Annotated in this window: 22 protein-coding genes; 11 read left to right on the top strand and 11 right to left on the bottom strand. The window is 30.8% G+C overall.

Going from position 1 to position 23,941, the window contains the following annotated elements; all coding sequences use genetic code 11:
- Nucleotides 1-24 precede the first annotated feature (24 nt).
- A complete protein-coding gene (lptB, locus tag ACTS9J_RS12685; protein WP_125348857.1) occupies nt 25-753 on the top strand; it encodes an LPS export ABC transporter ATP-binding protein in 729 nt (242 codons plus the stop codon).
- A 234-nt stretch (nt 754-987) separates the two neighbouring features.
- The gene (locus tag ACTS9J_RS12680; RefSeq protein WP_448353474.1) at nt 988-1,689 is read left to right on the top strand and encodes a polysaccharide deacetylase family protein; all 702 of its coding nucleotides are present in this window, start codon (nt 988-990) and stop codon (nt 1,687-1,689) included.
- A gap of 31 nt (nt 1,690-1,720) precedes the next feature.
- On the opposite strand, the gene ACTS9J_RS12675 is transcribed toward ACTS9J_RS12680, so the two are convergent.
- Both ACTS9J_RS12675 and ACTS9J_RS12670 read right to left on the bottom strand, forming a co-directional pair.
- A complete protein-coding gene (locus ACTS9J_RS12675; protein WP_038334521.1) occupies nt 1,721-1,960 on the bottom strand; it encodes a hypothetical protein in 240 nt (79 codons plus the stop codon).
- Nucleotides 1,961-2,244: 284 nt separating this feature from the next.
- Nucleotides 2,245-2,523, bottom strand: coding sequence for a nucleoside 2-deoxyribosyltransferase domain-containing protein (locus tag ACTS9J_RS12670; RefSeq protein WP_291063475.1), 279 nt, complete (start codon nt 2,521-2,523; stop codon nt 2,245-2,247).
- A gap of 148 nt (nt 2,524-2,671) precedes the next feature.
- On the opposite strand from ACTS9J_RS12670, the gene ACTS9J_RS12665 reads away from it, so the two are divergent.
- Entirely contained in the window at nt 2,672-3,265 is a 594-nt protein-coding gene (locus ACTS9J_RS12665; RefSeq protein ID WP_448353299.1) for a hypothetical protein, read from the top strand.
- 73 nt (nt 3,266-3,338) lie between these two features.
- Here ACTS9J_RS12665 and ACTS9J_RS12660 read toward each other — a convergent pair whose 3' ends face one another.
- Nucleotides 3,339-3,824, bottom strand: a complete 486-nt coding sequence (locus tag ACTS9J_RS12660) for a DUF4822 domain-containing protein (protein ID WP_291063479.1) — start codon at nt 3,822-3,824, stop codon at nt 3,339-3,341.
- Between the two features lie 142 nt (nt 3,825-3,966).
- Nucleotides 3,967-4,101, bottom strand: coding sequence for a 30S ribosomal protein THX (locus ACTS9J_RS12655; protein WP_219033578.1), 135 nt, complete (start codon nt 4,099-4,101; stop codon nt 3,967-3,969).
- Nucleotides 4,102-4,254: 153 nt separating this feature from the next.
- Between ACTS9J_RS12655 and ACTS9J_RS12650 the strand changes: the two genes are divergently transcribed.
- The 3 genes from ACTS9J_RS12650 to ACTS9J_RS12640 are packed head-to-tail and all read left to right on the top strand — an operon-like array spanning nt 4,255 to nt 8,659.
- On the top strand, nt 4,255-4,410 hold the full coding sequence (locus ACTS9J_RS12650) for a hypothetical protein (protein ID WP_185144078.1): 156 nt from the start codon (nt 4,255-4,257) through the stop codon (nt 4,408-4,410).
- Nucleotides 4,411-4,412: 2 nt separating this feature from the next.
- Nucleotides 4,413-5,618 (top strand): metallophosphoesterase family protein, encoded by a 1,206-nt coding sequence (locus ACTS9J_RS12645; RefSeq protein WP_448353473.1) that lies wholly within the window; start codon nt 4,413-4,415, stop codon nt 5,616-5,618.
- Nucleotides 5,618-8,659, top strand: coding sequence for an AAA family ATPase (locus ACTS9J_RS12640; protein ID WP_286494643.1), 3,042 nt, complete (start codon nt 5,618-5,620; stop codon nt 8,657-8,659). Before ACTS9J_RS12645 ends, ACTS9J_RS12640 begins: the two co-directional genes overlap by 1 nt.
- A 73-nt stretch (nt 8,660-8,732) precedes the next feature.
- On the opposite strand, the gene ACTS9J_RS12635 is transcribed toward ACTS9J_RS12640, so the two are convergent.
- Entirely contained in the window at nt 8,733-9,812 is a 1,080-nt protein-coding gene (locus ACTS9J_RS12635) for a TerC family protein (protein WP_286494642.1), read from the bottom strand.
- 111 nt (nt 9,813-9,923) lie between these two features.
- On the opposite strand from ACTS9J_RS12635, the gene ACTS9J_RS12630 reads away from it, so the two are divergent.
- The 3 genes from ACTS9J_RS12630 to bshA are packed head-to-tail and all read left to right on the top strand — an operon-like array spanning nt 9,924 to nt 13,965.
- Nucleotides 9,924-11,672 carry a glycoside hydrolase family 3 protein gene (locus ACTS9J_RS12630; protein ID WP_448353298.1) on the top strand — a complete coding sequence of 583 codons (1,749 nt, stop codon included), beginning with the start codon at nt 9,924-9,926 and terminating at the stop codon, nt 11,670-11,672.
- Between the two features lie 2 nt (nt 11,673-11,674).
- Nucleotides 11,675-12,805, top strand: coding sequence for a serine hydrolase domain-containing protein (locus ACTS9J_RS12625; RefSeq protein WP_125348799.1), 1,131 nt, complete (start codon nt 11,675-11,677; stop codon nt 12,803-12,805).
- A 23-nt stretch (nt 12,806-12,828) separates the two neighbouring features.
- Nucleotides 12,829-13,965: an N-acetyl-alpha-D-glucosaminyl L-malate synthase BshA gene (gene bshA, locus ACTS9J_RS12620; RefSeq protein WP_125348800.1), complete on the top strand. Its 1,137-nt coding sequence runs from the start codon at nt 12,829-12,831 to the stop codon at nt 13,963-13,965.
- Between the two features lie 141 nt (nt 13,966-14,106).
- On the opposite strand, the gene ACTS9J_RS12615 is transcribed toward bshA, so the two are convergent.
- Both ACTS9J_RS12615 and ACTS9J_RS12610 read right to left on the bottom strand, forming a co-directional pair.
- A protein-coding gene (locus tag ACTS9J_RS12615; protein WP_260392374.1) for an IS3 family transposase occupies nt 14,107-15,281 on the bottom strand; the annotation gives its coding sequence in 2 pieces (ribosomal slippage) (nt 14,107-15,014 and nt 15,014-15,281; 1,176 coding nt in all).
- 47 nt (nt 15,282-15,328) lie between these two features.
- On the bottom strand, nt 15,329-16,684 hold the full coding sequence (locus ACTS9J_RS12610; RefSeq protein ID WP_448353297.1) for a DUF6794 domain-containing protein: 1,356 nt from the start codon (nt 16,682-16,684) through the stop codon (nt 15,329-15,331).
- 249 nt (nt 16,685-16,933) lie between these two features.
- Here ACTS9J_RS12610 and lon point away from each other — a divergent pair, with 249 nt between their 5' ends.
- Nucleotides 16,934-19,372, top strand: coding sequence for an endopeptidase La (gene lon, locus ACTS9J_RS12605; protein ID WP_280035558.1), 2,439 nt, complete (start codon nt 16,934-16,936; stop codon nt 19,370-19,372).
- Nucleotides 19,373-19,432: 60 nt separating this feature from the next.
- Here lon and ACTS9J_RS12600 read toward each other — a convergent pair whose 3' ends face one another.
- The 4 genes from ACTS9J_RS12600 to rlmD all read right to left on the bottom strand — a co-directional run bounded on the left by ACTS9J_RS12600 (nt 19,433) and on the right by rlmD (nt 22,611).
- Nucleotides 19,433-19,693, bottom strand: coding sequence for a GIY-YIG nuclease family protein (locus ACTS9J_RS12600; protein WP_312067505.1), 261 nt, complete (start codon nt 19,691-19,693; stop codon nt 19,433-19,435).
- Nucleotides 19,694-19,916: 223 nt separating this feature from the next.
- Nucleotides 19,917-20,603, bottom strand: coding sequence for a DUF6048 family protein (locus ACTS9J_RS12595; protein WP_291046699.1), 687 nt, complete (start codon nt 20,601-20,603; stop codon nt 19,917-19,919).
- Nucleotides 20,557-21,174, bottom strand: coding sequence for a DUF6452 family protein (locus tag ACTS9J_RS12590; RefSeq protein WP_448353296.1), 618 nt, complete (start codon nt 21,172-21,174; stop codon nt 20,557-20,559). The genes ACTS9J_RS12595 and ACTS9J_RS12590 overlap by 47 nt, the downstream gene beginning before the upstream one ends.
- Nucleotides 21,175-21,192: 18 nt before the next feature.
- Nucleotides 21,193-22,611, bottom strand: coding sequence for a 23S rRNA (uracil(1939)-C(5))-methyltransferase RlmD (gene rlmD, locus ACTS9J_RS12585; RefSeq protein WP_221856669.1), 1,419 nt, complete (start codon nt 22,609-22,611; stop codon nt 21,193-21,195).
- 419 nt (nt 22,612-23,030) lie between these two features.
- Here rlmD and cysD point away from each other — a divergent pair, with 419 nt between their 5' ends.
- Nucleotides 23,031-23,939, top strand: a complete 909-nt coding sequence (gene cysD / locus ACTS9J_RS12580) for a sulfate adenylyltransferase subunit CysD (protein WP_219035044.1) — start codon at nt 23,031-23,033, stop codon at nt 23,937-23,939.
- Nucleotides 23,940-23,941 lie beyond the last annotated feature (2 nt).

Here is a 23,941-nt window from a genome sequence, read left to right as displayed (position 1 = left end):
TCCTATCTTTGAAGCGATATGGGAATTGTATTAAAAGGTCAGAATTTAGTAAAAGATTACGGTAAAAAACATGTCGTAAAAAATGTGTCTTTTCAAGTAGAACAAGGAGAAATTATTGGATTATTAGGACCAAATGGTGCTGGTAAAACGACTTCTTTCTACATGATTGTTGGTTTGGTAAAGGCTACGCAAGGAAAAGTTTTTTTGGATAAACAAGATATCACAAACGATGCGATGTACAAACGCGCGCAAAAAGGTATTGGATATTTGGCGCAAGAAGCCTCTGTTTTTCGTAAACTTTCTGTAGAAGATAATATCAAATCAGTTTTACAATTCACGAAACATTCCAAAAAAGAGCAACAAATGCGCACAGATGCTTTGATTGAAGAGTTCTCGTTAGAGCATGTTCGTAAAAATCGTGGTGATTTACTTTCTGGAGGTGAGCGTCGTCGTTGCGAAATAGCACGTTGTTTGGCAACAGAACCTAATTTTATTTTATTAGATGAGCCTTTTGCTGGAGTTGACCCTATTGCGGTTGAGGATATTCAGAAAATTGTACGTTCGTTAAAAGATAAAAATATCGGAATCTTAATTACCGATCATAATGTATCGCAAACGCTTGCAATTACCGATAAAACATATATTATGTTCGAAGGTAAAATCTTGAAAGAAGGTTCGCCAGAAGAATTAGCAAATGATGAAGATGTTCGTCGCGTTTATCTAGGTGAAAACTTTATGTATCAGCAGATATAAATTACAATATAGTATTTTCTAAACCACTCAATTTTGAGTGGTTTTTTTTTAAAACTTCAAAATCATCTAAAATTAAAATTTGCTTAATTTTAAAAATTTCTGATTTTAATAGTTGCTTTTTCGATATATTTAACTACTAAAACTTACTGATAAAGAATGCTAAAACTCAACTATTATTTTGTTTGTCTGATTTCAATTTTTGTGTTGAATAGCTGTACACACGAATAAGATGCGATAAAAGAAACAAAAAAATCTACAAATAGAGGAGGAGTGGTGCTTACATTTGATGATGATTATGTGGACGAATGGTTCAATGCGAATTTAAAATTGAAACAATACAATTGGAAAGGAACGTTTTATGTAACGCATTTTGATAAGCTTTCGGAGAGTCAAATTCGTGAGTTAACTTATCTGCAACAAAACGGAAATGAGATTGCTGCGGATGGTTTAATTCATGTATATACAACAAAGTATATAAAAGAATTTGGAGGAAAAGAATTTATTGAAAAAGAAATCGCTCCAATGCTAAGTTTGATGAAAAACAAAGGTTTTGATGTAACCGATTTTTCTTATCCTTATGGCGATCGAAGTGTAGAATCGGGTCAATTACTTTTCAATCATTTTAAAACCTTAAGAGGAACAACTTATGGAAACGAAGCGCCTAATTTTCAGAACTGTTATTATCAAAATAAACCGTTATTTTTTGGTTTAGGAATCGATAAGAGTTACCAACATTTTAGTGTGCCTTATTTTATTTCGTTGTTACAATATGCAAAGGATAACAATAAGATAGTCGTTTTTTACGCGCATAAAACAGTTGAAAAAGCAAGTAATAATTATGAAACTGAATTTAAAACCTTAGAAGAGATTTGTAAGTTTGTGAAGAACAATGATATGAAGTTTTATACGGTTAATGACTTACAAAAATTGAAATAAAAAAATGCTCAAATTCTTGAGTATTTTTCGTTTATTCTATAAAAAGTAAATCTCCTTTTTGATTAACTGCCTCTTTGAAATAAAGATAAACATCTTGTATATCAAAACGTCTAAAATTGATAGCGTTAGAAATATTTTGTTCAGGAAGTTGATAAATCATTTCAAAATTTAACATGCTACCAAAACCAGAACTCTCGATTTTTTCGACCAAAATTCCTAAAGATTCTAATCGTTCAATCAACCGATTAATTTCCAAATCATTATGTTTCATAATCTCTAAAACTTACTATTAAAGCGGTTTCAAAGCTAAAACATAAATTTTTAAAATAAGATTTTGAGAAATAAAATTATATGTTAAACCTTTTATGTTTCAACTTAAATCTCTCTTTTTTAATTATTTATTTTATAATATTTTTTTAAATAATCCAACACATTTTCTATTGAATCAAATTGTTTTATGCCATATTTTTCTGCCTTAATATCAACATTCCTTTTTCGCTAAAAACCATCTGGACAAATCACCAATGGTTTTTCACTTTTTGCATTCAATTCCCATTACATTTGTTTGTGAAATTCGGGCTCTTCTTTTACAGGCTCCCAAGCGCTATTCCAATCATTACGACGAGGATTTAGCAAGATGACTTTTTCATTTTTCAATTCTTTTGAAACTTTCGCTTGCCAATCTTCAGAATTTCCCATATCAATCGTTCCTCCCAAAAATATCTTTGTACGTTGATCATTTTTAGGAAATTCATTAGGTGATTTTATCTCAAGAGATTGAGCAAAAATTGTAGTATTCAATAATAGAAATAAGGCAAATAAAATTGCTTTCATGTTGTTTTTGTTTCGGCAAATATAATGAGGTTGTTGATTTTGTATTTAATGACTTTTGTTAGAATTGGCTTGAAACAAAGAATATTTAACATAGATTTTATACTTTTTGAATAGATTTAATGTTGTTTAGTATAAATAATAATCATAAATGAAAAAGCTACTACCCATTTTTGCTGCTTTTGTAATTTTCTCTTGTCAAGAAGACGAAGTGACAACTCCAGTCAAAGAACAGCCTACGAATCCTCAACCAACGGAAACTGAAATTTTCAAATTCGATAAAAATGTTTCAATTTTAGATGCATACTATTACAAAGGAGTAAACGGAAAAGATTATCCGGCAGAAGCAGAAGCTTTTTTCAAGAAAACGTGGACGCTTTACGAAGATCCTTCTGTCAAATCTATTGAATTGAAAAAAGATTCGATTATAATCAATGAAGAATTGAAAACGTCTAAATTTAAATCAACTATAGAAGAAAATAATCTGTATGCTACTGACGGTTCAAGAAAAATATTGTTGGGTCGAATTGATAAAACAACAAATTCATTTTATTTGTTCAAACATTTTGAGTCTTATGCTGTTGTAGATCCTGAAAATGGAAGTTCTGCTTCTGGTAAAAGTTCTTCTTTTGGAATAATTACAAAAGACAATATTTTTCCAAGAATTATAGATAAGCCTGAAAGTTTAAAACAAGAAGGAGCTTATGTTTTTTGGAATAATGTTGAATATAAATTTGTGAAATAATAACAAAAAAAGCTAAGCGTCAATTGACACTTAGCTTTTTAAATTTAAATATTTGGATGATATTGATGTGACACTATTTTGTTGGCTCTTTGTGAGCTGTAGGCGTATGTACGATATCGAAATAAACAGATTTATCATCATTAGACGGATAAATTCTGTAAGTAAATTCTTGTTTTGTTAAAACTGTAATGTCAACAATTCGTGTAAACAAAACTTCTCCTGCATCATTTTTAGCAACGATTGTTCTTGTTTTTCCATCTTCAGAAACAGACCAATCTCCTTTCATTTTTGGCGTATCATCTAAATTGAACATAGTAAATGTACCATCTTTTTTGAAATAGGCATAACCTACAAAATTAGAAACATTAGTGTCTGTTAAGGCTACATTTTGTCCTTTGTTGTTCAAAGCATTAGTTGTTTCCCAAGAAGTAAAGGATAAAATTTCGCTTGGCGTTAATTGCTCTGTAATTCCTGAATCATCATCATTGTTACAACTAAAAAGTGTTAATCCAACCAATAATACAAAAATGCTTGTTGTAATTCTTTTTAAAATATTCATGTTTTATTTTTTTGATAGCACAAATAAACTCAATATTTAATGGCTTAAATTGTAGATTTTATTCTCATCATTGAATAAATTATTGTTGAGTTGAATAAAATAAAAAAGCTGAAAATCAGGATTGATTTTCAGCTTCAAAAAATTACTTTTTAGCTTTTTTGGTTGGTTTTTCTTCAACAACATCTTCCTCATAATAATACTTATGTCTCGGACGTTTTACACCATAAGAGCCATTCACAATTTTTCCTCTTCTCGATTTTTTATCGCCTTTTCCCATTATAAATGTTTTAAAATTAATAAATTCGATTACTTTATACCCAAGTTAATAATTTCAATTTAGTTGGACAAAAGATTTACAATTCTTTATCATTTAATCTAACTTTGCGACATCATTTGGCGTGGAGAAAAATTAATTTTAAACCAAATAGAAATGAGTAGAAATACAGATGCAAATAAAAAAGCGCATAAGAAAAAGTTAGATCAAAAGAAACGTAAAGCGCAAGAAGCCGAAGCTGAACGCAAAGCTCGATTGAAAGCAATCAATCAACGATTTAATGATAAAAATAAACCAGAAACGGAAGAATAATGATAAAAATTCTACATACAGCCGATTGGCACTTGGGCAAAAAATTGGATAGTTTTTCGCGATTAGAAGAACAAATTTTAGTGATGAACGAGATTATCGAAATTGCAGATCAACAACAAGTCGATTTGGTACTTATTGCGGGCGATTTATTTGATAATTTTAATCCAAGTGTGGAAGCTGTAGAATTATTTTATAAAACATTAAAAAGACTTTCGAATAACGGAAAACGTCCTGTTGTAGCGATTTCTGGTAATCACGATTCTCCAAGTTTGATTGATGCGCCAGATCCGTTGGCACGCGAATGTGGAATTATTTTGATTGGTTATCCAAATGCAAAAATTCAAGAATTTGAATTAAATGATTTCAAAATTTCGAAATCTGTGGAAGGAATGATTGAATTGAAATTAAATTCTTTCGATTACCCGATTCGAATTATTCATACGCCTTATGCTAACGAAATTCGTTTGAAACAATATTTTGGAGAGAATAAAGAAGATGCACTGAATGAAGTTTTAGCGACAAATTGGAAAAATATTGCGGATGAATATTGCGACGAAAATGGTGTTAATTTATTGATGGCACATTTGTATATGAACCAAAAAGGTGCTGAAATTTTAGAGGAACCAGAAGGCGAAAAACCGATTAAAATTGGAAATGCAGATATGATTTTTTCTGAAGCTATTCCGCCTCAAATTCAATATACAGCGCTTGGACATTTGCATGGTTTTAAGAACATCGGAACAGAAGAAAAACCTGTTGTGTACAGCTCTTCGCCTTTATGTTATAGTTTTTCCGAAGCTGGTCAAACCAAGTATGTTTCGGTAATAGAAGTAGAACCAAATAAAACTATTTCTTATCATAAAATTGAATTAAAGCATGGAAAACCGCTTATTCGAAAAACTTTTGATGATATAAATTTAGCTGTAGAATGGTTGAATGAAAATCAAAATGCGTTGGTTGAATTGATTTTAGAAAGTGATTCTTTTTTGAAAGCTGATGAACGAAAATTGATTTATCAATCACATGATGGAATTATTCATTTGATTCCGAAAGTTAAAAATCAAGAGGTTGAAATGGTTGAGTATAAGTTTGCAGATCAAACAAAAGATATGAAGGAATTGTTTGCAGATTATTTCAAATCGAAAAATGGAAATCAAGAACCAAACGACGAAATAAAGGATTTGTTTAACGAAATTTTGAATTCATAATGATTCCAGTAAAATTAACCATAGAAGGACTTTATTCGTATCAAGAACGTCAAACAATTGACTTTTCTGAATTAACAGAAGCAGGATTATTTGGAATTTTCGGGAATGTAGGTTCCGGAAAATCGTCAATTTTGGAAGCGATTATGTACGTTTTGTATGGCGAAACAGAACGTCTAAATTCCAAAGATAAGCGTGCTTACAATATGATGAATTTGAAATCGAATTTGGCATATATCGAGTTTGATTTCTATAATTTTGAACAAAAATTATTCAGAGCAACACGTGAATTTAAAAGAAATTCGAAACGTTTTGAAGATGTAAAATCGCCAATAGTTGTTTTTTATGAACAAAAAGACAATGAATGGATTCCGCTTAATCATTCGAAAGCAGAAGAAATAATTGGGTTGAGTTACGAAAATTTCAAACGAACAATTATTATTCCGCAAGGGCAATTCAAGGAATTTATTGAGTTGGGTGCAAAAGATCGAACACAAATGATGAAGGAAATTTTTGGACTTCATCGTTATGATTTACAAGATAAAGTTGCAGCTTTAAATTCTCAAAACTTAACGAATTTGAATCAACTAGAAGGGAAATTATCTGGATTTGAAGAAGTTTCGGAAGAAAAAATAAAAGAGCTTGAAGAAAATTTGATTGAGCAAACAAAAGTTACCAATCAAGTTCAAGAAGAATATAATCAAATGAATGAATCATTTCAACGTTTAAAAGCGTTGAAATCAGATTTTGAGACTTTAAAACAAAAGAAAATTGATTTTGAAAAAGTTTCAGTTCAGAAAAATGAAATGGATCAACGAAAACTTGAAATTGAGCGCTATGAATTGATTTTTAATGCGTTTTCTCAACTTTTAGAAAATCATAAAAAACTTTCAAATCAGATTGAAGAAAAGTCAATTTCAGTTGAAAATCAACAAAAACAACTGACTTTAATCGAGAATCAAATCAAAGAAATTTCGAACCAAATTGAAGCGATTAAAACTGATTATGAAACTTTACCAATAAAACGAAAAGAAGAAACAGATTTAGAATTAATAGTTCAAATTTTAACTTTTTCAGAGGAGATAGAAAAGTTAAAAGTAAGAACAGCAAAAGGTTTGAAAGAAGTTGAAGAGGTTCAGAAAAATGAACAGAAAATTGAAGCTTCAATCAAATTATCTGAAAAAGAAGTCAAAACTTTAGCTGAGTCAAAAATAGATGCGCAAACATTGATGGAGGTTGGAAATTGGTTTGTTCAGAATCAAAATTTGCAACAATCTATTCAGAAACAACAAACTAAAATAGATGAGCAAAAGCAACAAATTAATGTTTTCGAAGCTCAATTCAAAACAGATAATATTGAAATTTCAAGTTTTGAAAATTGGTTTAGTTCTGAATTTGAAAAGCTTGAATCAACTAAAAAATCAATTGAAAAACAGAAAAATGAATTAGAAGTTCAGCAAAAGTTGGTTCATTTTGCACATAATTTACACGAAGGTGAATCTTGTCCGCTTTGTGGCGCTTTAGAGCATCCGAATATTGTTGAAATTGATGATATTTCCACGAAATTTGAAGTTGTAAATAATGAATTAAATCAAATTGATGAAAAGTTAAAATCGCTTCAGAAAAAACAAAATGAAGTTCAGAAAATGATTGATCAAAAACAGTTTATTGAAAAACAAATTGCACAAGAAAATCAAGTTTTGAATGATCTGAAAATTGAACAAGAAAATCATCTGAATTTGTTTGTTTGGAAAGATTTTGATTCGAAAAATGTTGAATTATTTGAAGAAAAAAAGAAAGCAGCTGTTGCTTTGGACAAAACAATTTCGGATAAAAATAAAGAGATTGAAACTTTTCGTGAAACTTTAGAGAAAGAACGTGAATCTGTTGAAAAATATAAAAATGCTTTAGAAAAATTTAGATTAGAAGAAGCTGAAAAAGCTTCTCAAATCAAGCAAAATCAAGCAAATTTGAAAGTCTTGAAATTTGAAGATTTTCAAAATCAAACAACAGAAAATGTGCTTCAAAATTTGAATGATTTAAAGTTAAATAATACAAAAATTGAACAAGATTATATTCAATTTACAGAAAGTTTAAATCAATTGAATCCAAAATTAGCTTCTCAAAAAACTTCAATTGAATTAGTTGAAAAACAACTTATTGAGTTAAAAGAAGAGTTGGCTATTAATCAAAATCAAATAGAAAAAGCATTAGAAAAATATCAAATACAAAACATTGAAGAGGTTCAATTTGTTTTAAATCAGAAATTTAATGTTTCTCAAATCAGAAAAGAGTTGGAAGATTTTCGAATTTTGTATGAAACGTTGAAAAATTTAATTCATGAATTAGAGCAAAAATTATCGGAAGTTTCTTTTGATGAAACGATTTATAAAATACAAGAAGAAAAATTGATTTTTGTGACAAGTCAATTGAAAGAAGCTACTGAAGTTGTAACTAAAATAAAAGCTGAAATTGAGCGATTGAATAAATCTTTTGTAGAAAAGAAAGATTTGTTAATTGAATTGGAAAAGTTGAAAAAGCGTGCGGCTAATTTACAAACGATGCGAAATTTGTTTAATTCAGCAGGATTTGTGCAATATGTTTCGTTAATTTATTTGAAACAATTATGTGATAACGCAAATGTGAGATTTCATCGAATGACGAGAAATCAATTAAGTTTACAAATGAATGACAACAATGATTTTGAGATTATAGATTATTTGAACGAAGGTCGTTCACGTAGTGTGAAAACGCTTTCTGGGGGACAATCTTTCCAAGTTTCTTTGAGTTTGGCTTTGGCTTTGGCAGAAAGTGTGCAAACAAATGCGAAGTCGGAAAAGAACTTCTTCTTTATTGATGAAGGTTTTGGAACGCAAGACGCAGATGCGGTAAATATCGTGTTTGAAACGTTGATGAGTTTACAAAAAGAAAACCGAATTGTCGGAATTATTTCTCACGTAGACGAATTAAAAGATCGAATTCCAGTTGCTTTGCAAATCACAAAAGATGAAGAAAGAGGTAGTTTGATAGAAGTTGTTTCGTAAGGTATAATGATTATAAAATAAACCCCAAGATTGAATTTAATCTTGGGGTTTATCATTATATGAAGATAATAATCTATTCCTTAACCTCTGATTTATTCGAAATTAACGACCAAATAATTGTTATTAATAAAACTCCACCAATTATTGACAATGAAATAGTCGATTCGAAATGATAGAATGGCATAATAATCATTTTAATTCCGATAAAACTTAAAATAATCGCTAAGCCGTAATGTAGTTTATTGAATTTATCCATTGAATTTGCCAACAAGAAATATAATGAACGAAGTCCTAAAATTGCAAAAATATTAGATGAATATAGAATAAAAGGATCGTCTGGAGCAACAGCGAATATAGCAGGAATACTATCTACAGCGAAAACCAAATCAGTTACTTCAATTACCATTAAAGCGACGAAAAGTGGTGTTGCCATTTTAATTCCGTTTTGAACAGAAAAGAATTTATCTCCATCAAAATTCGGTGTAACTTTAAAGAATTTGTGTACCAATTTAACACCAAAATTTTGTGATAAATCTTGATTTTCATCATCATCACTTGATTTCCAAGATTTGATTCCGGCGACAATTAAGAAGAAACCAAACAGTGTTAAAACGACATTTGGACGGAAGAATTGTTTTGCTTCAAAATTTGCATGAGTTGCTTCATCACCAAGATTAAAGTGCCAATCTCCAATAGAAAAAGATGGTAAATAAGTCATTTTAATTAATTCAACACCTGCAAAAATAAAGATTGCTCTAAAAAGAAGAGCACCTAAAATTCCCCAAAAAAGGACTTTATGTTGATATTCTTTTGGAATTTTAAAGAATCCAAAAACGAGTATGAAGACGAATAAATTATCTACGGATAAGGCTTTTTCTATCCAATACGCCGCCTGGAATTGCGAAAATTTATTGATGGCAAATGCATGTCCATCTGCTTCTTTAAAAACGAAATAAATCACTCCACTAAAAATCATCGCCAAGGAAATCCAAACGATAGTCCAAGTAAGCGCTTCTTTGTTCGAAACCGCGTGTGCATTTTTATTAAAAACACCTAAATCAAGTAGTAACATAATAATTACTGCAACTCCAAAAACAGTTATTAGTCCAGGATGATTCAACATGCTATCCTGTACAACACTGAAAATACTCATATAAATTTATTTAATTTGACAATTTACTATAAATTTACCAATCCTAACTTGATTGGCCTTTAAAAAATGTTTCTAAAAAAGAAAAAACAAGCAAAATTAATTTATTCCGGAATGAAAAGAGTAATCGCATACGTATTCTTAACAATTATTTTACCTATAGCTTCGAAAGCGCAACACGTTTCGCCATTGTACAAAGATTCTATTCAGATGAAATGGGTGAATGAGAAGTATAATTCAATGTCATTGGAAGAAAAAGTAGGTCAGTTATTTATCGTTGCAGCCTATACAAATAGAGATGTGGTGCATGAAAATGATATTCAAAAATTAATTGAAGAAGAACATATCGGAGGATTAATTTTTATGCAAGATCAAGCGGCTCATCAAATTGAGTTGACAAATAAATTTCAATCTATTTCTAAAATTCCATTGTTAATTGGAATGGATGCAGAATGGGGATTGGCAATGCGTTTGAAAGGAGTGGAGCGTTTTCCTTGGAATATGACGCTTGGTGCTCTACGCAATAATAAGTTGGTGTATCAAGTTGGAAAACAAATTGGTATACAAGCGAACAGAATGGGTGTTCAGTTTAATTTTTCACCTTCAGTTGATGTCAATGTTAATCCAAATAACCCAATTATCGGGAATCGTTCTTTTGGTTCAAATCCAGATCGAGTTGCAGAAAAAGGAATTGCTTATATGGATGGAATGCGTGCGCAAAACGTATTATCGTCTGCAAAACATTTTCCTGGACATGGAAATGCAGATCAAGATTCGCACAAAGTTTTGCCGTTGATTCCAGATAATAAAGCAGATTTAGAGAAATATCACATTGCACCTTTCAAGAAAATGATTGATGAAGGTGTACAGTCAATTATGGTGGCGCATCTAAATGTTCCAGCTTTAGAACCAGATCCAAAAATACCTTCAACTTTATCTAAAAATATTATTACAGATTATTTGAAAGGAGAATTACAATTCAAAGGAATTGTGATTACAGATGCGTTGAATATGGATGGTGTAGCAAAAATGTTTCCTGCTGGTGATGTAGATTATAGAGCATTTGTAGCGGGAAATGATATTTTATTGTTTTCGCAAAATGTACACGTTGGGAAACAAAAAATTATTGATGCAATAAATAAAGGTCAGATTTCTGAAGCACGTTTAGAAGAAAGTGTGAAGAAAATTTTGATGGCAAAATATATTACAGGTTTAAATGAAATAAAAACTTTAAATTCTGCAAATGTTTTAGAAGATTTAAATTCTCCTGAAAATTTAGCGTTAACAACTAAAATTTTTGAGAAAGCTTCGACAGTTGTAAAGAATGAACACAAACTTTTACCAATTAAAAAATTGAATCAAAAAATAGCTTTTGTTCCCCTTGAACAAACAGATTATGATCAATTTTTGAGACATTTACAAAAATATACAAATGTTGAGTTGGTGAAGATTTCAAATCCAAATCAGATCAATTTATTGAATGATTATGATGTGATTATTTCGGGAGCGTTTTTATCGAATGAAACGGTTTACAAACCATATAAATTGTCAGATAACTCGAAAGCAATTTTGAAAGCATTACCAAAAGATAAAAAGAAAATCTTCTCATTATTCACAAGTCCTTATGGTTTGAAAGATCTTGATTTATCAAATTTAGATGCGGTTACAGTTCATTATCAAAATACAAAAGATGCGCAAGCAGCTGCTGCGCAAGTTATTTTTGGAGCAATTGATGCAGATGGAACATTTCCGGTAGATATCAATCAAAACTTGAAAGAAGGGCAAGGAATTGTAACAAAACACATCAAACGTTTAGGATTTACTGCACCTGAAAATGTGAATTTAGGAAAAAAAAACTCTTAGAAATAGATAAACTTGCCGAAGAAGCAATTGCAAATCATTACACGCCTGGAATGCAAATTTTAGTCGCAAAAGACGGGAAAATCGTGTATGATAAAAGCTTTGGAACTCAAGATAAAAATTCTTTAAAAAAAGTGAAGTGGACAGATTTATATGATGTCGCTTCTGTAACAAAGGTGACGGCGACGTTGCCTTTGTTGATGCTGGAGGTAAACGAAGGAAAATTAAACCTTGAGCAAACAATTGGAGAAATTGATAATGATGCAAAAAACTCGAACAAATCTTCCTTAAAAGTTCGTGAAGTATTAGCGCATCAAGCTGGTCTTAAGCCATGGATTGGTTTTTACAATGAAACTGTCAATGTAAAAAATGCGCGATTATATTTAGATTTCTATTCGAGAAAGCAAGATGAGGAACATCAGATAAAAGTTACAGATAACATTTATATTATCAACTCTATTAAAGATACGATTTACGAAGATATTTATAAATCATCTTTAGGCCGTAAATCATACGAATACTCAGACTTAGGCTATTATATTTTCAAGAAGAAATTAGAAAAGGATTTTGGGAAAGATTTGAATCAATTGACACAAGAAAAATTTTATCAATCATTGGGAATGTATCGCACAACTTTTAATCCAAAAGAAAAATTTAGTTTAGAAGATATTATTCCAACCGAATACGACAAAACCTATAGAAATCAATTGGTACATGGTTTTGTACACGATCAAGGAGCTGCGATGATGGGCGGAATTGCTGGTCATGCTGGTTTATTCTCTAACTCGATTGATTTGGCAAAATTGATGCAAATGTATTTGAATGGTGGAGAATATGGCGATGAGGTTTATTTGAAGCCAGAGATAGTTGCGGAATTTACAAAACAACAATTCAAAGGAAATCATCGTGGAGCTGGTTTTGATAAAATGCAACATATTTCTAAAGTTGGCCCATCTGTCGAAAGTTTTGGTCATACAGGTTTTACTGGATCTATGGTTTGGGCTGATCCTAAATATAACATAGTGTATATTTTTCTTTCGAATCGTGTCAATGAAACCGTCGAACCAAATTATCTTTCCATTAAAAAAGTGAGAGAAAATATTCGACAAGTAATTTATGAAGCAATTTTACCTTAAATTTGTCTAAATAAAAATCGCGAATGAAAATAGGAATTGTATGCTATCCAACCTATGGAGGGAGTGGAATTGTGGCAACAGAACTGGGAATGGATTTAGCGGAAAAAGGTCATGAAGTACATTTTTTTAGCACAAATGTTCCTGCGAGATTAAACATCAAATTACCAAATATATACTTTCATCGAATTCATGTCGAAACGTATCCATTGTTTCAATATCAGCCATACGATTTGGCGTTGAGTACAATTTTGTATGATAAAGTTTTGCATTACGAATTAGATTTGGTTCATGTACATTATGCGATCCCGCATGCGTATGCGGCGTATTTTACGAAACAAATGTTGGCTCGAAAGGGGTATAAATTACCAATTGTAACAACGTTGCACGGAACAGATATTACGTTGGTAGGGAAACATCCTGTGTATAAAACGGCTGTTGAGTTTTCGATCAATGAATCGGATGCTGTAACGTCAGTTTCCGAAAGTTTGAAACAAGATACTTTACAAGCATTTGACATTACAAATGAAATAGAAGTAGTGCCAAATTTTATTGATAATGATCAATATTTGCCAGAGAAATGTGTGTGTTGTCGTGATAATTTTGCGCAACCAAAAGAGAAGGTAATTTTGCACACTTCAAACTTGAGAAAGGTAAAACGTATTGAAGATGTAATTGGAACGTTTAATTTGATCCAGAAACAAATTCCATCGAAATTGATTATTGCTGGAGAAGGTCCTGAATGGGATATGGCGGATCAAATGATTCAAGAATTTGGAATTCAAGATAAAGTGAAAAGTCTTGGAATGGTAAGTGACTTGAATGATGTTTTGAAAGCGGCAGATTTATTCCTTTTACCTTCCGAACAAGAAAGTTTTGGTTTGGCAGCACTTGAAGCTATGGCGGCAAGTGTTCCGGTTATTTCGTCCAATGCAGGCGGAATTCCAGAAGTAAATATTAACGGAGTCACTGGTTTTGTTTGCCCAGTAGGAGATATTGAAATGATGGCAGAAAAAGCGATTTATATTTTAGAGGACGAAAAGCGTTTGGCAGAGTTTAGTTATCAAGCAAAAGAACAAGCGATACGATTTGATAAAACGAATATTCTTCCGCAATATGAAGAATTGTATCGCAAAGTAATTGCAAAATCTAAAATCGGGTAAATCCCGATTTTTTTATTTAATAGGATTTTCTTCCTCCCATTTTTTCCATGACGTCTTATCGCCTTTTAACCATAAGATATATTGTTTTATTATTAAGCCAGAAATTGCGTCTGGATATCCCCCTGAATTTTCCAGTGTAAGTTAAGCTACATTTTTTAAAAATTGTAAATTATTATTAAACTCAAAAATAGTTTTATAATTCAAAGCTTTATGTCTTCTATTTCTGTTATACCAAATTTCAATATACTGAAAAATTTGTTTTTTCATTTTCTCTCTTGTAATTAATTTATTTCCATAAATCATTTCAGTTTTTAACGATTTAAAGAAACTCTCAGCCACAGCATTGTCCCAGCAATTCCCTTTCCTTGACATGCTACGGATAACACCATAAGAATCAAGCGTATTTGCAAACTTCTTTGATGCATATTGTATTCCTCGATCAGAATGAAATAGCATTCCTTTTTTAATCGTTCTATTCTTTATAGCCATACGCCATGCTGATAAAGTTGTATCTTCAGTACTCATCGTATTGCTCAAACTCCAACCAATGACCTTTCTATCATATAAATCGATAATTGTTGTTAAATATAAAAATCCTTCTTGAGTTTGAATATAAGTAATATCTGATACCCATTTCATAGAAGGTTTTGAAGCGTAAAAATCTCGATTAAGAAGATTATTTACAGTTAAATAATTATGTTTAGAATTTGTTGTAACTCTAAACTTTTTACTTAATTTACTTCTTAAACCAAGCTCTTGCATATATTTAGCAACTGTTTTAACTGATATTCTGTAACCTAAAGCATTTAATTCTGAATGAATTCGAGGACTTCCATATCTCTGCTTGAATTTAAAATATAGATACTTTATTTTATCTAGCATCAAATTTTTTCTCAAAAGTCGATTGGAGCAACCTTTATTTTTCCATTTATAATAGCTGCTGGAGTGGATTTTTAAGATAATACACATTTTCTCAATCGGAAATTGGCAATCGTGATTCTTTATAAATCTATATTTCATCGACCGTTCTTGGAGAAAATGCTGATTGCTTTTTTTAAGATATCACGTTCTAATTCTGCATCTTTAAGCTTTCTTTCTAATTCAACTATTCGCTCCTGTTCTGGCGTTAGTTTTAAATTACCTTTTCCTGGAAAACTATTGGATCCGTATTCTTGATAATCTTTGCGCCATTTGTATAATAAGGAGGCTTTTATTCCAAGTTCCCTTGCTAATTCCGATATATTACTTCTTTCATAACTCAATTCTACCGCTCGTAATTTAAATGAAGCATCGTAATGATTTTTTATTCCTTTCATAATTGTAAGATAAGTATTATATACCTTTTCTTACTCTGGAACTTTCGTTAGGATATCCACACGTTTCCAAACATTTGTTTTCCAATATTTCTATCATTAAAATATTTCGATAATCTAGAACCACCATTAATTCCCCAATTGTTTCTTATCCACATACCCAAACCACCCATGTGAGAATTAAATATAAAAGTATTTGTTGATTCTTTGAGTTGTTTTTTGCTTTCGAAATCTAATATTTTATCTAATTCTGTTAATGATTCATATAAATTTTTTGGAATGTATATATTATCAATTTTTTCTAAAGTAAGTCTTTTTTCACTTTCAATTCTTCTTTTTTCTTTATCTTTTATTGTTTCTAATTCAGCAATTCTATCATCATAATTTCTATAGCTACCAAAGAAATTTGTGATATATATTTTGTCAACTTCTTTTGGAATAAAATCAGTTTCAAAAGTTGAATTTAAAAGATAGTTTTCAATTTGTTGTTTATTAAAAATAGAATCTGTTTCTAAATTTTCGATTTCAAATTTTCCATTTCTATTTAAATAGCCGCTTATTTCTATTTGATGAAGTTTGTATTTATTATAAGTTGAATCCTCAAGCGGAATAAATTTTAAGTTAGATAGTTTACTAATACTTTCTGCTATTTTTTCATTAGTAAGAGAGTTTTTGACATCTATTATATATTTATATGGATATTCATAATTTGAAATTTTACTCTTTATAGGTTCAATATTTTTTATTGCAGGATAAATAGAATCAAAATCAATATTAGACTTGATTATTTCACCTTTGTCTAAATCAAAAAGTGTTACCTTTTTTCTGTTATCTATAAGGTAAATAATATCATTTTTATTGAAGATGAAATTTTTAGTTAAAAAAATATCTATCTCTGATAAAGATTTATTGTACTCTTTGTAGGTAGAAGTATAGTTTTCGAACAAATTTCTATTTTCGGCTTCATAAAATAGTCTGCATTTCTCTTTGTTTTTATCACAATTGGTAAACTCTTCAGAGGAATAAGTTTTAGCTATTTTTCCATCAATATAATAAGTCACATTTCTTTCCTCTAAATCTTTGCTGTTTATATAATTTGTAAAATAGATTATTTTTCTCCCATCATTACTTATTGCAAGGAAGAAAGGAAAATTTTCATTTAAATCAAATGATCTATTTAGTTTATAATATACCTTATTTTGTCTCAAGCTATCACGTTCTCGATTAAAAAATATAATTGATTCACCTTTCAAATTAGGTATAAAATTATCATATGAAATAGATTTTAATTTATATATCCCATTAGAAGAGTAGGTTTCTGAAATTGGAGAAAAGCCAGACCATTGAGAAAAAATGGTAATATAACCTAAAATAAATAGTATGAAGAATATGTAATATTTTATCATTGATTTTATTTGTGTAATTGATATTAAAACTATGAATAAAATTTATCTTTGTGAAAATAATTATTCATCCTCATTCAAAACCTTTATTGAAAAACTGACAATATATTTTATTGGCATAACGTTTGACTTATTTATACTCGCTTTTCTAAATGCTTTAGACAAGATTCAAATCTTAATAATGTTGTTATTATGAAAGGCTTTCGTCAGTTAAAAATAGTTTTACTGACACTTTGAACGTATAAAAAAATTATGAACATAGACAATTTGTCATTAGCACAAGTAATGGAAGAAGAAATCGAATTAATTCCTTTGATGAGTAAAGACGAAGAAAGTAAGCTAAATAAGCAAGATATTTCTTCGGTATTGCCTATTTTATCGTTAAGAAACACTGTCTTATTTCCGGGTGTGGTTGCGCCAATTACCGCGGGTAGAGATAAATCTATACAACTTTTAACACAAGCTTACAAAGAAGATCGCATTATTGGAGTGCTTTCGCAGAAAGAAATTGCTGTGGAAGATCCTACACAAGACGATTTGTATACAGTTGGTACAGTTGCGAAAATCATGCGAATGATAAAATTGCCAGATGGAAACATTACGGTGATTTTACAAGGGATGAAACGCTTCAAAGTTAAAGAATTTGTATCAAATGATCCTTATTTCAAGGCTGAAGTAGAAATTTTGACAGAAAAAGTTCCGACATCACGCAACAAAGAATATCCAATTATTATTGAATCAATTCGTGATTTAGCTTTTCAGATTGTAGAAGAAAATCCAATGTTGCCTTCGGAAGCTGCAGGAGCTATAAAAAGTATCGAAAGTAATACATTTCTAATCAACTTTGTAGCGTCTAATTTGACGTTAAGTTTAGATGAAAAACAGTTGTTATTAGAAATTTCTGATATGAAACTTCGCGCAATGGAAGTGATGCGTTTTATGAATGTTGAGCTTCAGAAATTGGAATTAAAGAATACGATTCAGAATAAAGTTCGCAAAGAATTAGATCAACAACAAAAAGAATATTTCTTAAATCAACAAATCAAATCGATTCAAGAAGAATTAGGAGGGAATTCGACAGAAGAAGAAATTAATGAAATGCGCAAACGTGCTTTAACGAAAAGTTGGAGCGAAGATGTAGCAAATCATTTTGATAAAGAAATCAACCGTCTTTCTCGTCTAAATCCGCAAATGCCAGAACATAATATTCAGCGTAATTACCTTGAATTTATGTTGGATTTACCTTGGAATACCTTGACAAAAGATAACTTTGATATCAAGAATGCAAAGAAAATTTTAGATCATGATCATTATGGTTTAGAAGATGTGAAAGAACGCATTTTGGAGCATCTTGCTGTGTTGAAATTGAAAGGAGATATGCGTTCGCCAATTCTTTGTTTGTATGGACCTCCGGGTGTTGGTAAAACATCGTTGGGGAAATCTATTTCAGAAGCGATTGGGCGCAAATATGTACGTATGTCGTTGGGTGGTTTACACGATGAATCTGAGATTCGTGGTCATCGTAAAACCTATATTGGAGCGATGCCAGGAAGAATTTTACAGTCAATCAAAAAATCTGAATCGTCGAATCCGGTTTTTGTTTTAGATGAGATTGATAAAATGTCGGCTAGTGCGCATGGAGATCCTTCATCAGCAATGTTAGAGGTTTTAGATCCAGAGCAAAATTCAACTTTTTATGATAATTTCTTAGAAATTGGCTACGATTTATCGAAAGTATTTTTCATTGCGACAGCTAATAATATTGGAGATATTCCAAGTCCGTTACGCGATCGTATGGAGATGATTAATATTGCAGGTTATACAATCGAGGAAAAATCTGAAATCGTAAAACGTCACCTTCTACCAAAACAATTAACAGAACATGGCTTAAAAGAGAAAGATGTTGTGTTAGGTAAAAAAGAAATCGAATATTTGATTACGGGTTATACGCGCGAATCGGGAGTTCGAAAATTGAATCAGAAAGTTGCAAAATTGGTTCGTTCAGCTGCAAAACATATTGCGTTGGAAGAAGAGTTTAATGCTAAATATTCAATCGAAGATATTTCTAAAATTTTAGGACCTTCTATTACACCAGATCAATATGAGAATAATGAGGTACCTGGAGTTGTAGTAGGTTTAGCTTGGACAAGTGTTGGTGGAGATATTTTATTTATCGAATCTATTTTATCAAAAGCGAAAAATGGAGGACTTTCGATTACAGGAAATCTTGGAACTGTGATGAAAGAATCTGCGACAATTGCGTTAGAATATATCAAATCGCATGCGGATGAATTGGGAATTAAACCAGAAGTTTTCGAGAATTATAAAGTTCATATTCACGTTCCGGAAGGAGCAACGCCAAAAGATGGACCATCTGCCGGAATTACAATGTTGACGTCTTTGGTTTCGTCTTTTACACAACGAAAAGTAAAAGCAAAATTAGCAATGACAGGTGAGATCACACTTCGTGGAAAAGTGTTGCCAGTTGGCGGAATTAAAGAGAAAATTTTAGCGGCAAAACGTGCAAATATCAAAGAAATTATTTTGTGCGAAGATAACCGAAAAGATATTGAAGAAATTAAAGCAGAATACGTAAAAGGAATGACTTTTCATTTTGTAAAAGAAATGAAAGAAGTTTTGGATATTGCTTTAACGAATCAAAAAGTAAAAGGAGCAAAGGTTTTGGATTAATCTATAAATCTTTTTAGAACATATAAAAAGGAACTCAATTTAGAGTTCCTTTTTTGTTTATTATAGAATACTAATATCTTCTAAATTTGGATTTTTAGATTTAATTAAATTAATTTTCCATTCCCGTTTCCAATTTTTCAATTGCTTTTCTCTTAACATATCTTGACTAATTGAAGTAAAATCTTCAAAATAAATTAATGATTTTACATTGTATTTTTGAGTGAAAGCTGAACCAATTCCTTCTTTATGAGCTTCTATTCTTTTAATTAAATTGTTGGTAACTCCAATATAAAAAACAGTTCGATATTTGTTTGTAAGTATATAAACATAATATATTTTCAGAATTCCTTATATGATATGTTACTGAAACGAATTCAGGATGACTTAGTTAGATAAACTAATTTAAGGATTATTAATGATAATGTAGAGAAAGAATGTCAAGCTGAATTCATTTCAGCTTCGCATCAACATAAAAGGAACTCAATTTAGAGTTCCTTTTTTTGTATACTTTATCTTAACTTTAGTCTAAATCTTAACCTTAGTTTTACTTTATCTTATAAGCAATTCCCCAAAAAACTGGCATATTGAAAGGACCACTGTATTTTCCGTAACCAGGAATAACCAAAGGATTAATTCCTTGATCTTTTTTACCTCCAATATAAGCTGCAGGATGCAAGGCTAACTCACCATAAAAATTCTTGAAAATCTCTACACGTCCACCAACCACAGCTTCTATCCAATAACTGCTTACATTCGCTTTTGGCAAACTTCCTGTTCCTGTAATCTCATTCGATTGTAAATCTCTAATCGGATAACTATTGATGGTTTGCGAATATTTAGAATACGCAATTCGTCCACCAATGTAAATTCCGTTCGATTGATTTTCGATATCTTGCGTTATAAACCAGTTTGCACCAAGTTTTGCAAAAACGCCGTCAACATCAACATCCCAATTGATTTCATTGAAATTATTTTTCTCGAAACCAGCTTCTACAACGGCATGCCACTTATTATTGATTTGATAAGAAGCATAAGCGCTAACTCCTTTTTTATCGTTGAAAGCAGAAACAATTGGATTGAAAACGTCTACACCGATAAAAATATCGTGGTATTTTTTTTTGAGAATAGAATCTGTAACCGAAACTTTTGTTGAATCAGTTTTATTTTCTTGACCAAATGCAAAATTAATTGCGCTCGTCAGCAAAAAGCTTAATAATAGTTGTCGAACCATCTTTAATTTCAGTATTTACAGTTTCTATTTTCTTTATCCAATTTCCAGCTCCATTTCCAGTTTTTGTTACCAATTTTACATCAACTCCTTTAAAAGTTAATCCAAAACCACAAGCTTTAGAAGTATAGCCATTTCCAAGCGTATCGTATTTTAAAATCAATCGATCACGTTTTGCAGGAATTGTTCTGATGACTTTACCCGTTATAGAATCTTTTACATCTATATCTGAACCTTGCGCTATAGTATAATAAATTTCTTTTTTTGAATTATTACGCAAAGCAATTCCGAAACTCGTTTTCCCTAAAGCAGAATTTTTTTCGATTAAGACAGTATCTTTACTCGTTCCTGTAGCTTCTCTAATTCCTTTCGTAATCGAATCATTATAAACATACGCCCAATAATAAATAGAATCTTCCAAAGGAACATTAGTTCCATCATAATACATATCAGCAACCATGCGTGGAACATCACCTTCGTCGGTACAAATATCATCATCTTCACAACTATAAAATGCTAAAGAAATTATAGAAGCAAAAATTGAGTAGGCTAGAAAACGTTGAATATTTTTCATTTTTTTTTTGATTGAATTTTAAATTCGCTCTAAAAGTACAATATTTTCTACATGATGTGTTTGTGGAAACATATCAACTGGTTGAACTTTAACAATTTTATATTGATCTTTCATCAATTCTAAATCGCGCGCTTGTGTAGCAGAGTTACACGAAACATAAACAACACGTTTAGGATTCATAAACAAAATATTTTCAACCACTTTTTTATGCATTCCATCACGTGGAGGATCAGTAATAATTACATCTGGAATTCCGTGTTCGTTAATGAAATCTTGATTCAATACATCTTTCATATCACCACAATAGAAATCACAATTATCAATTCCATTAAATTTTGCTGCCGCTTTTGCTGCATCAATTGCTTCTTGAACAGATTCTACACCAACTACTTTTTTCGCTTTTTTCGAAACGAATTGCGCAATTGTTCCAGTTCCAGTATATAAATCGTATACTAATTCATCTCCAGTTAAACCTGCAAAATCACGTGTTAATTTATATAATTCGTAAGCTTGTTCTGGATTTGTTTGATAGAAAGATTTTGGACCAATTTTGAAGTTCAAATCTTCCATCTTTTCCATAATATGATCATCTCCAGCAAAAACTTCGATATCTAAATCATAAACAGAATCGTTTTGTTTTGGATTGATTGCATACAATAAAGATGTGATTTCAGGGAATTTATCTTTCAAGTTTTGTAAGAAAGCTTCACGATTTTCTTTCTCTTCTCGGAAGAATTGAACCAAAACCATTACTTGTCCATTCTGAGAAGTACGAATCATTAATGTTCTTAATAAACCTTCTTGATTTTTTAAATCGAAGAAATCTAAATGATGCTCTAATGCAAAACGTTTTGCTTCGACACGAATCGCATTAGAAGGATCACGTTGCAAGTGACATTTTGTAACATCCAAAACTTTAGACCAAGCACCAGGAATATGGAATCCAACTACGTCACGGTCGTCAAATTCTTTCCCAGACTGAATTTCTTCTAACGTTAACCAACGTGCATTAGAAAAAGTAAACTCTAATTTATTACGGTAAAAATATTGTTCTTTAGAACCTAAAATTGGAACAATTTCAGCATCTAAATCTTTGAAACCTCCGATACGAACCAAATTGTTAACCACTTCGTCATGCTTAAATTTTAATTGCGCATCATAGCTCATATCTTGCCATTTACAACCACCGCAAACACCAAAATGCTCACATTCTGGCTGAACGCGATAAGGAGATTTTGTGTGAATTTCGATTGCTTGTCCTTCTAAATAGCTGCTTTTTTTCTTCAAAACGTGTACATCTACAACGTCTCCTGGAATTGCGCCTTTTATCAGAACCGTTTTTCCTTCCTCTGTTTTACCAACCGATACACCTTTTGCACCAGCACGTAAAACTTCTATATTATTTAATATGATTTTTTGTTTCGCTTTTCTTGACATTTTGCAAAGGTAAGCAAGTCCCCGAAATATTCAATTTTTTATCTTTTTTTGGAATCAATCTTTGTATTTTAAATAAAATTTTTACTTTTACAACATAAAATCTATCGGTTTTATAGATTATTATTATATTGAATAAACTTATTTAGGATAATTTTCTTTAAATTGTTTGAAAAATAGGTTTGTTATTTAAACTATTCTATTAATTATATTTATTTAGAAAAATAATATAATTTTGAACTCAGAAATGTAACATGAAAAATGAAAAAAATAGTATTTAATATGTCAATGTATATGTGTCGCTCTTTACAAGAGGTGGAATATGTTGTGATGTATTAATTACGAAAATAATAGTTCATGAACTCCTCTAAAATTTTGAGGAGTTTTTTATTGTCAAAAAATAAGTTAGAAAGTTAGAAAGAATGTCAAGTCAAGAAAAAAATTATTTAAATCAATTAGAAGACGAAGCAATCTACATTCTGAGAGAAACAGCTGCTCAATTTGAGCGTCCAGCATTGTTATTTTCAGGAGGAAAAGATTCGATTGTTTTGATTCATTTAGCTTTGAAAGCCTTTCGTCCAGGGAAATTTCCTTTTCCTTTAGTACACGTAGATACAGGACACAATTTTCCTGAAGCGATAAAATTTAGAGATTATTTGGTTGATAAAATCGGTGAAAAATTGATTGTAGCCTCTGTAGAAAATGCTATAAAAAAATATAATCTGAAAGAAACTTCTGGCCGTTTTCCTTCTCGTAATGCCTTACAAACGTATGCGTTATTAGATGTGATTGAAGAAAATGAATTTGATGCATGTATTGGAGGAGCTCGTCGCGATGAAGAAAAAGCACGTGCAAAAGAGCGTATTTTCTCAGTTCGTGATGATTTTGGCCAATGGGACCCGAAACTTCAACGTCCTGAATTGTGGAATATTTTGAACGGAAGAATTGAAAAAGGACATAATGTTCGTGTTTTTCCGATTAGCAATTGGACAGAATTAGATGTTTGGAATTATATCAAACAAAATAACATCGAATTGCCAAATTTATACTTTGCTCACGAGCGTGAATGTATTGTTTACAATGATAAATTAATAGCGACTTCAGATTTTATTCAGCCAAATGCAGACGATGAAGTTGTGGTAGAAAAAGTACGATACAGAACGGTTGGTGATATGACGTGTACAGCGGCTGTACCTTCAGATTCTTCTACGATTGAAGATATTATTATTGATATTATCAATACAAGAATTAGCGAAAGAGGACAAACTCGTTTGGATGATCAATTGTCAGAATCGGCGATGGAAGAACGTAAAAAACAAGGTTATTTCTAAGT

Source organism: Empedobacter sp. ULE_I140, from assembly GCF_053482575.1.
This window is presented reverse-complemented; position numbering and strand designations above follow the sequence as displayed.

Coding starts and splice junctions, on each gene's coding strand:
- ACTS9J_RS12675 (WP_038334521.1), bottom strand. CDS start 1,960: ATGAAACATAATGATTTGGAAATTAATCGGTTGATTGAACGATTAGAA.
- ACTS9J_RS12670 (WP_291063475.1), bottom strand. CDS start 2,523: ATGAAAGCAATTTTATTTGCCTTATTTCTATTATTGAATACTACAATT.
- ACTS9J_RS12665 (WP_448353299.1), top strand. CDS start 2,672: ATGAAAAAGCTACTACCCATTTTTGCTGCTTTTGTAATTTTCTCTTGT.
- ACTS9J_RS12660 (WP_291063479.1), bottom strand. CDS start 3,824: ATGAATATTTTAAAAAGAATTACAACAAGCATTTTTGTATTATTGGTT.
- ACTS9J_RS12655 (WP_219033578.1), bottom strand. CDS start 4,101: ATGGGAAAAGGCGATAAAAAATCGAGAAGAGGAAAAATTGTGAATGGC.
- ACTS9J_RS12650 (WP_185144078.1), top strand. CDS start 4,255: ATGAGTAGAAATACAGATGCAAATAAAAAAGCGCATAAGAAAAAGTTA.
- ACTS9J_RS12640 (WP_286494643.1), top strand. CDS start 5,618: ATGATTCCAGTAAAATTAACCATAGAAGGACTTTATTCGTATCAAGAA.
- ACTS9J_RS12635 (WP_286494642.1), bottom strand. CDS start 9,812: ATGAGTATTTTCAGTGTTGTACAGGATAGCATGTTGAATCATCCTGGA.
- ACTS9J_RS12630 (WP_448353298.1), top strand. CDS start 9,924: ATGAAAAGAGTAATCGCATACGTATTCTTAACAATTATTTTACCTATA.
- bshA (WP_125348800.1), top strand. CDS start 12,829: ATGAAAATAGGAATTGTATGCTATCCAACCTATGGAGGGAGTGGAATT.
- ACTS9J_RS12610 (WP_448353297.1), bottom strand. CDS start 16,684: ATGATAAAATATTACATATTCTTCATACTATTTATTTTAGGTTATATT.
- lon (WP_280035558.1), top strand. CDS start 16,934: ATGAACATAGACAATTTGTCATTAGCACAAGTAATGGAAGAAGAAATC.
- ACTS9J_RS12595 (WP_291046699.1), bottom strand. CDS start 20,603: ATGGTTCGACAACTATTATTAAGCTTTTTGCTGACGAGCGCAATTAAT.
- ACTS9J_RS12590 (WP_448353296.1), bottom strand. CDS start 21,174: ATGAAAAATATTCAACGTTTTCTAGCCTACTCAATTTTTGCTTCTATA.
- rlmD (WP_221856669.1), bottom strand. CDS start 22,611: ATGTCAAGAAAAGCGAAACAAAAAATCATATTAAATAATATAGAAGTT.
- cysD (WP_219035044.1), top strand. CDS start 23,031: ATGTCAAGTCAAGAAAAAAATTATTTAAATCAATTAGAAGACGAAGCA.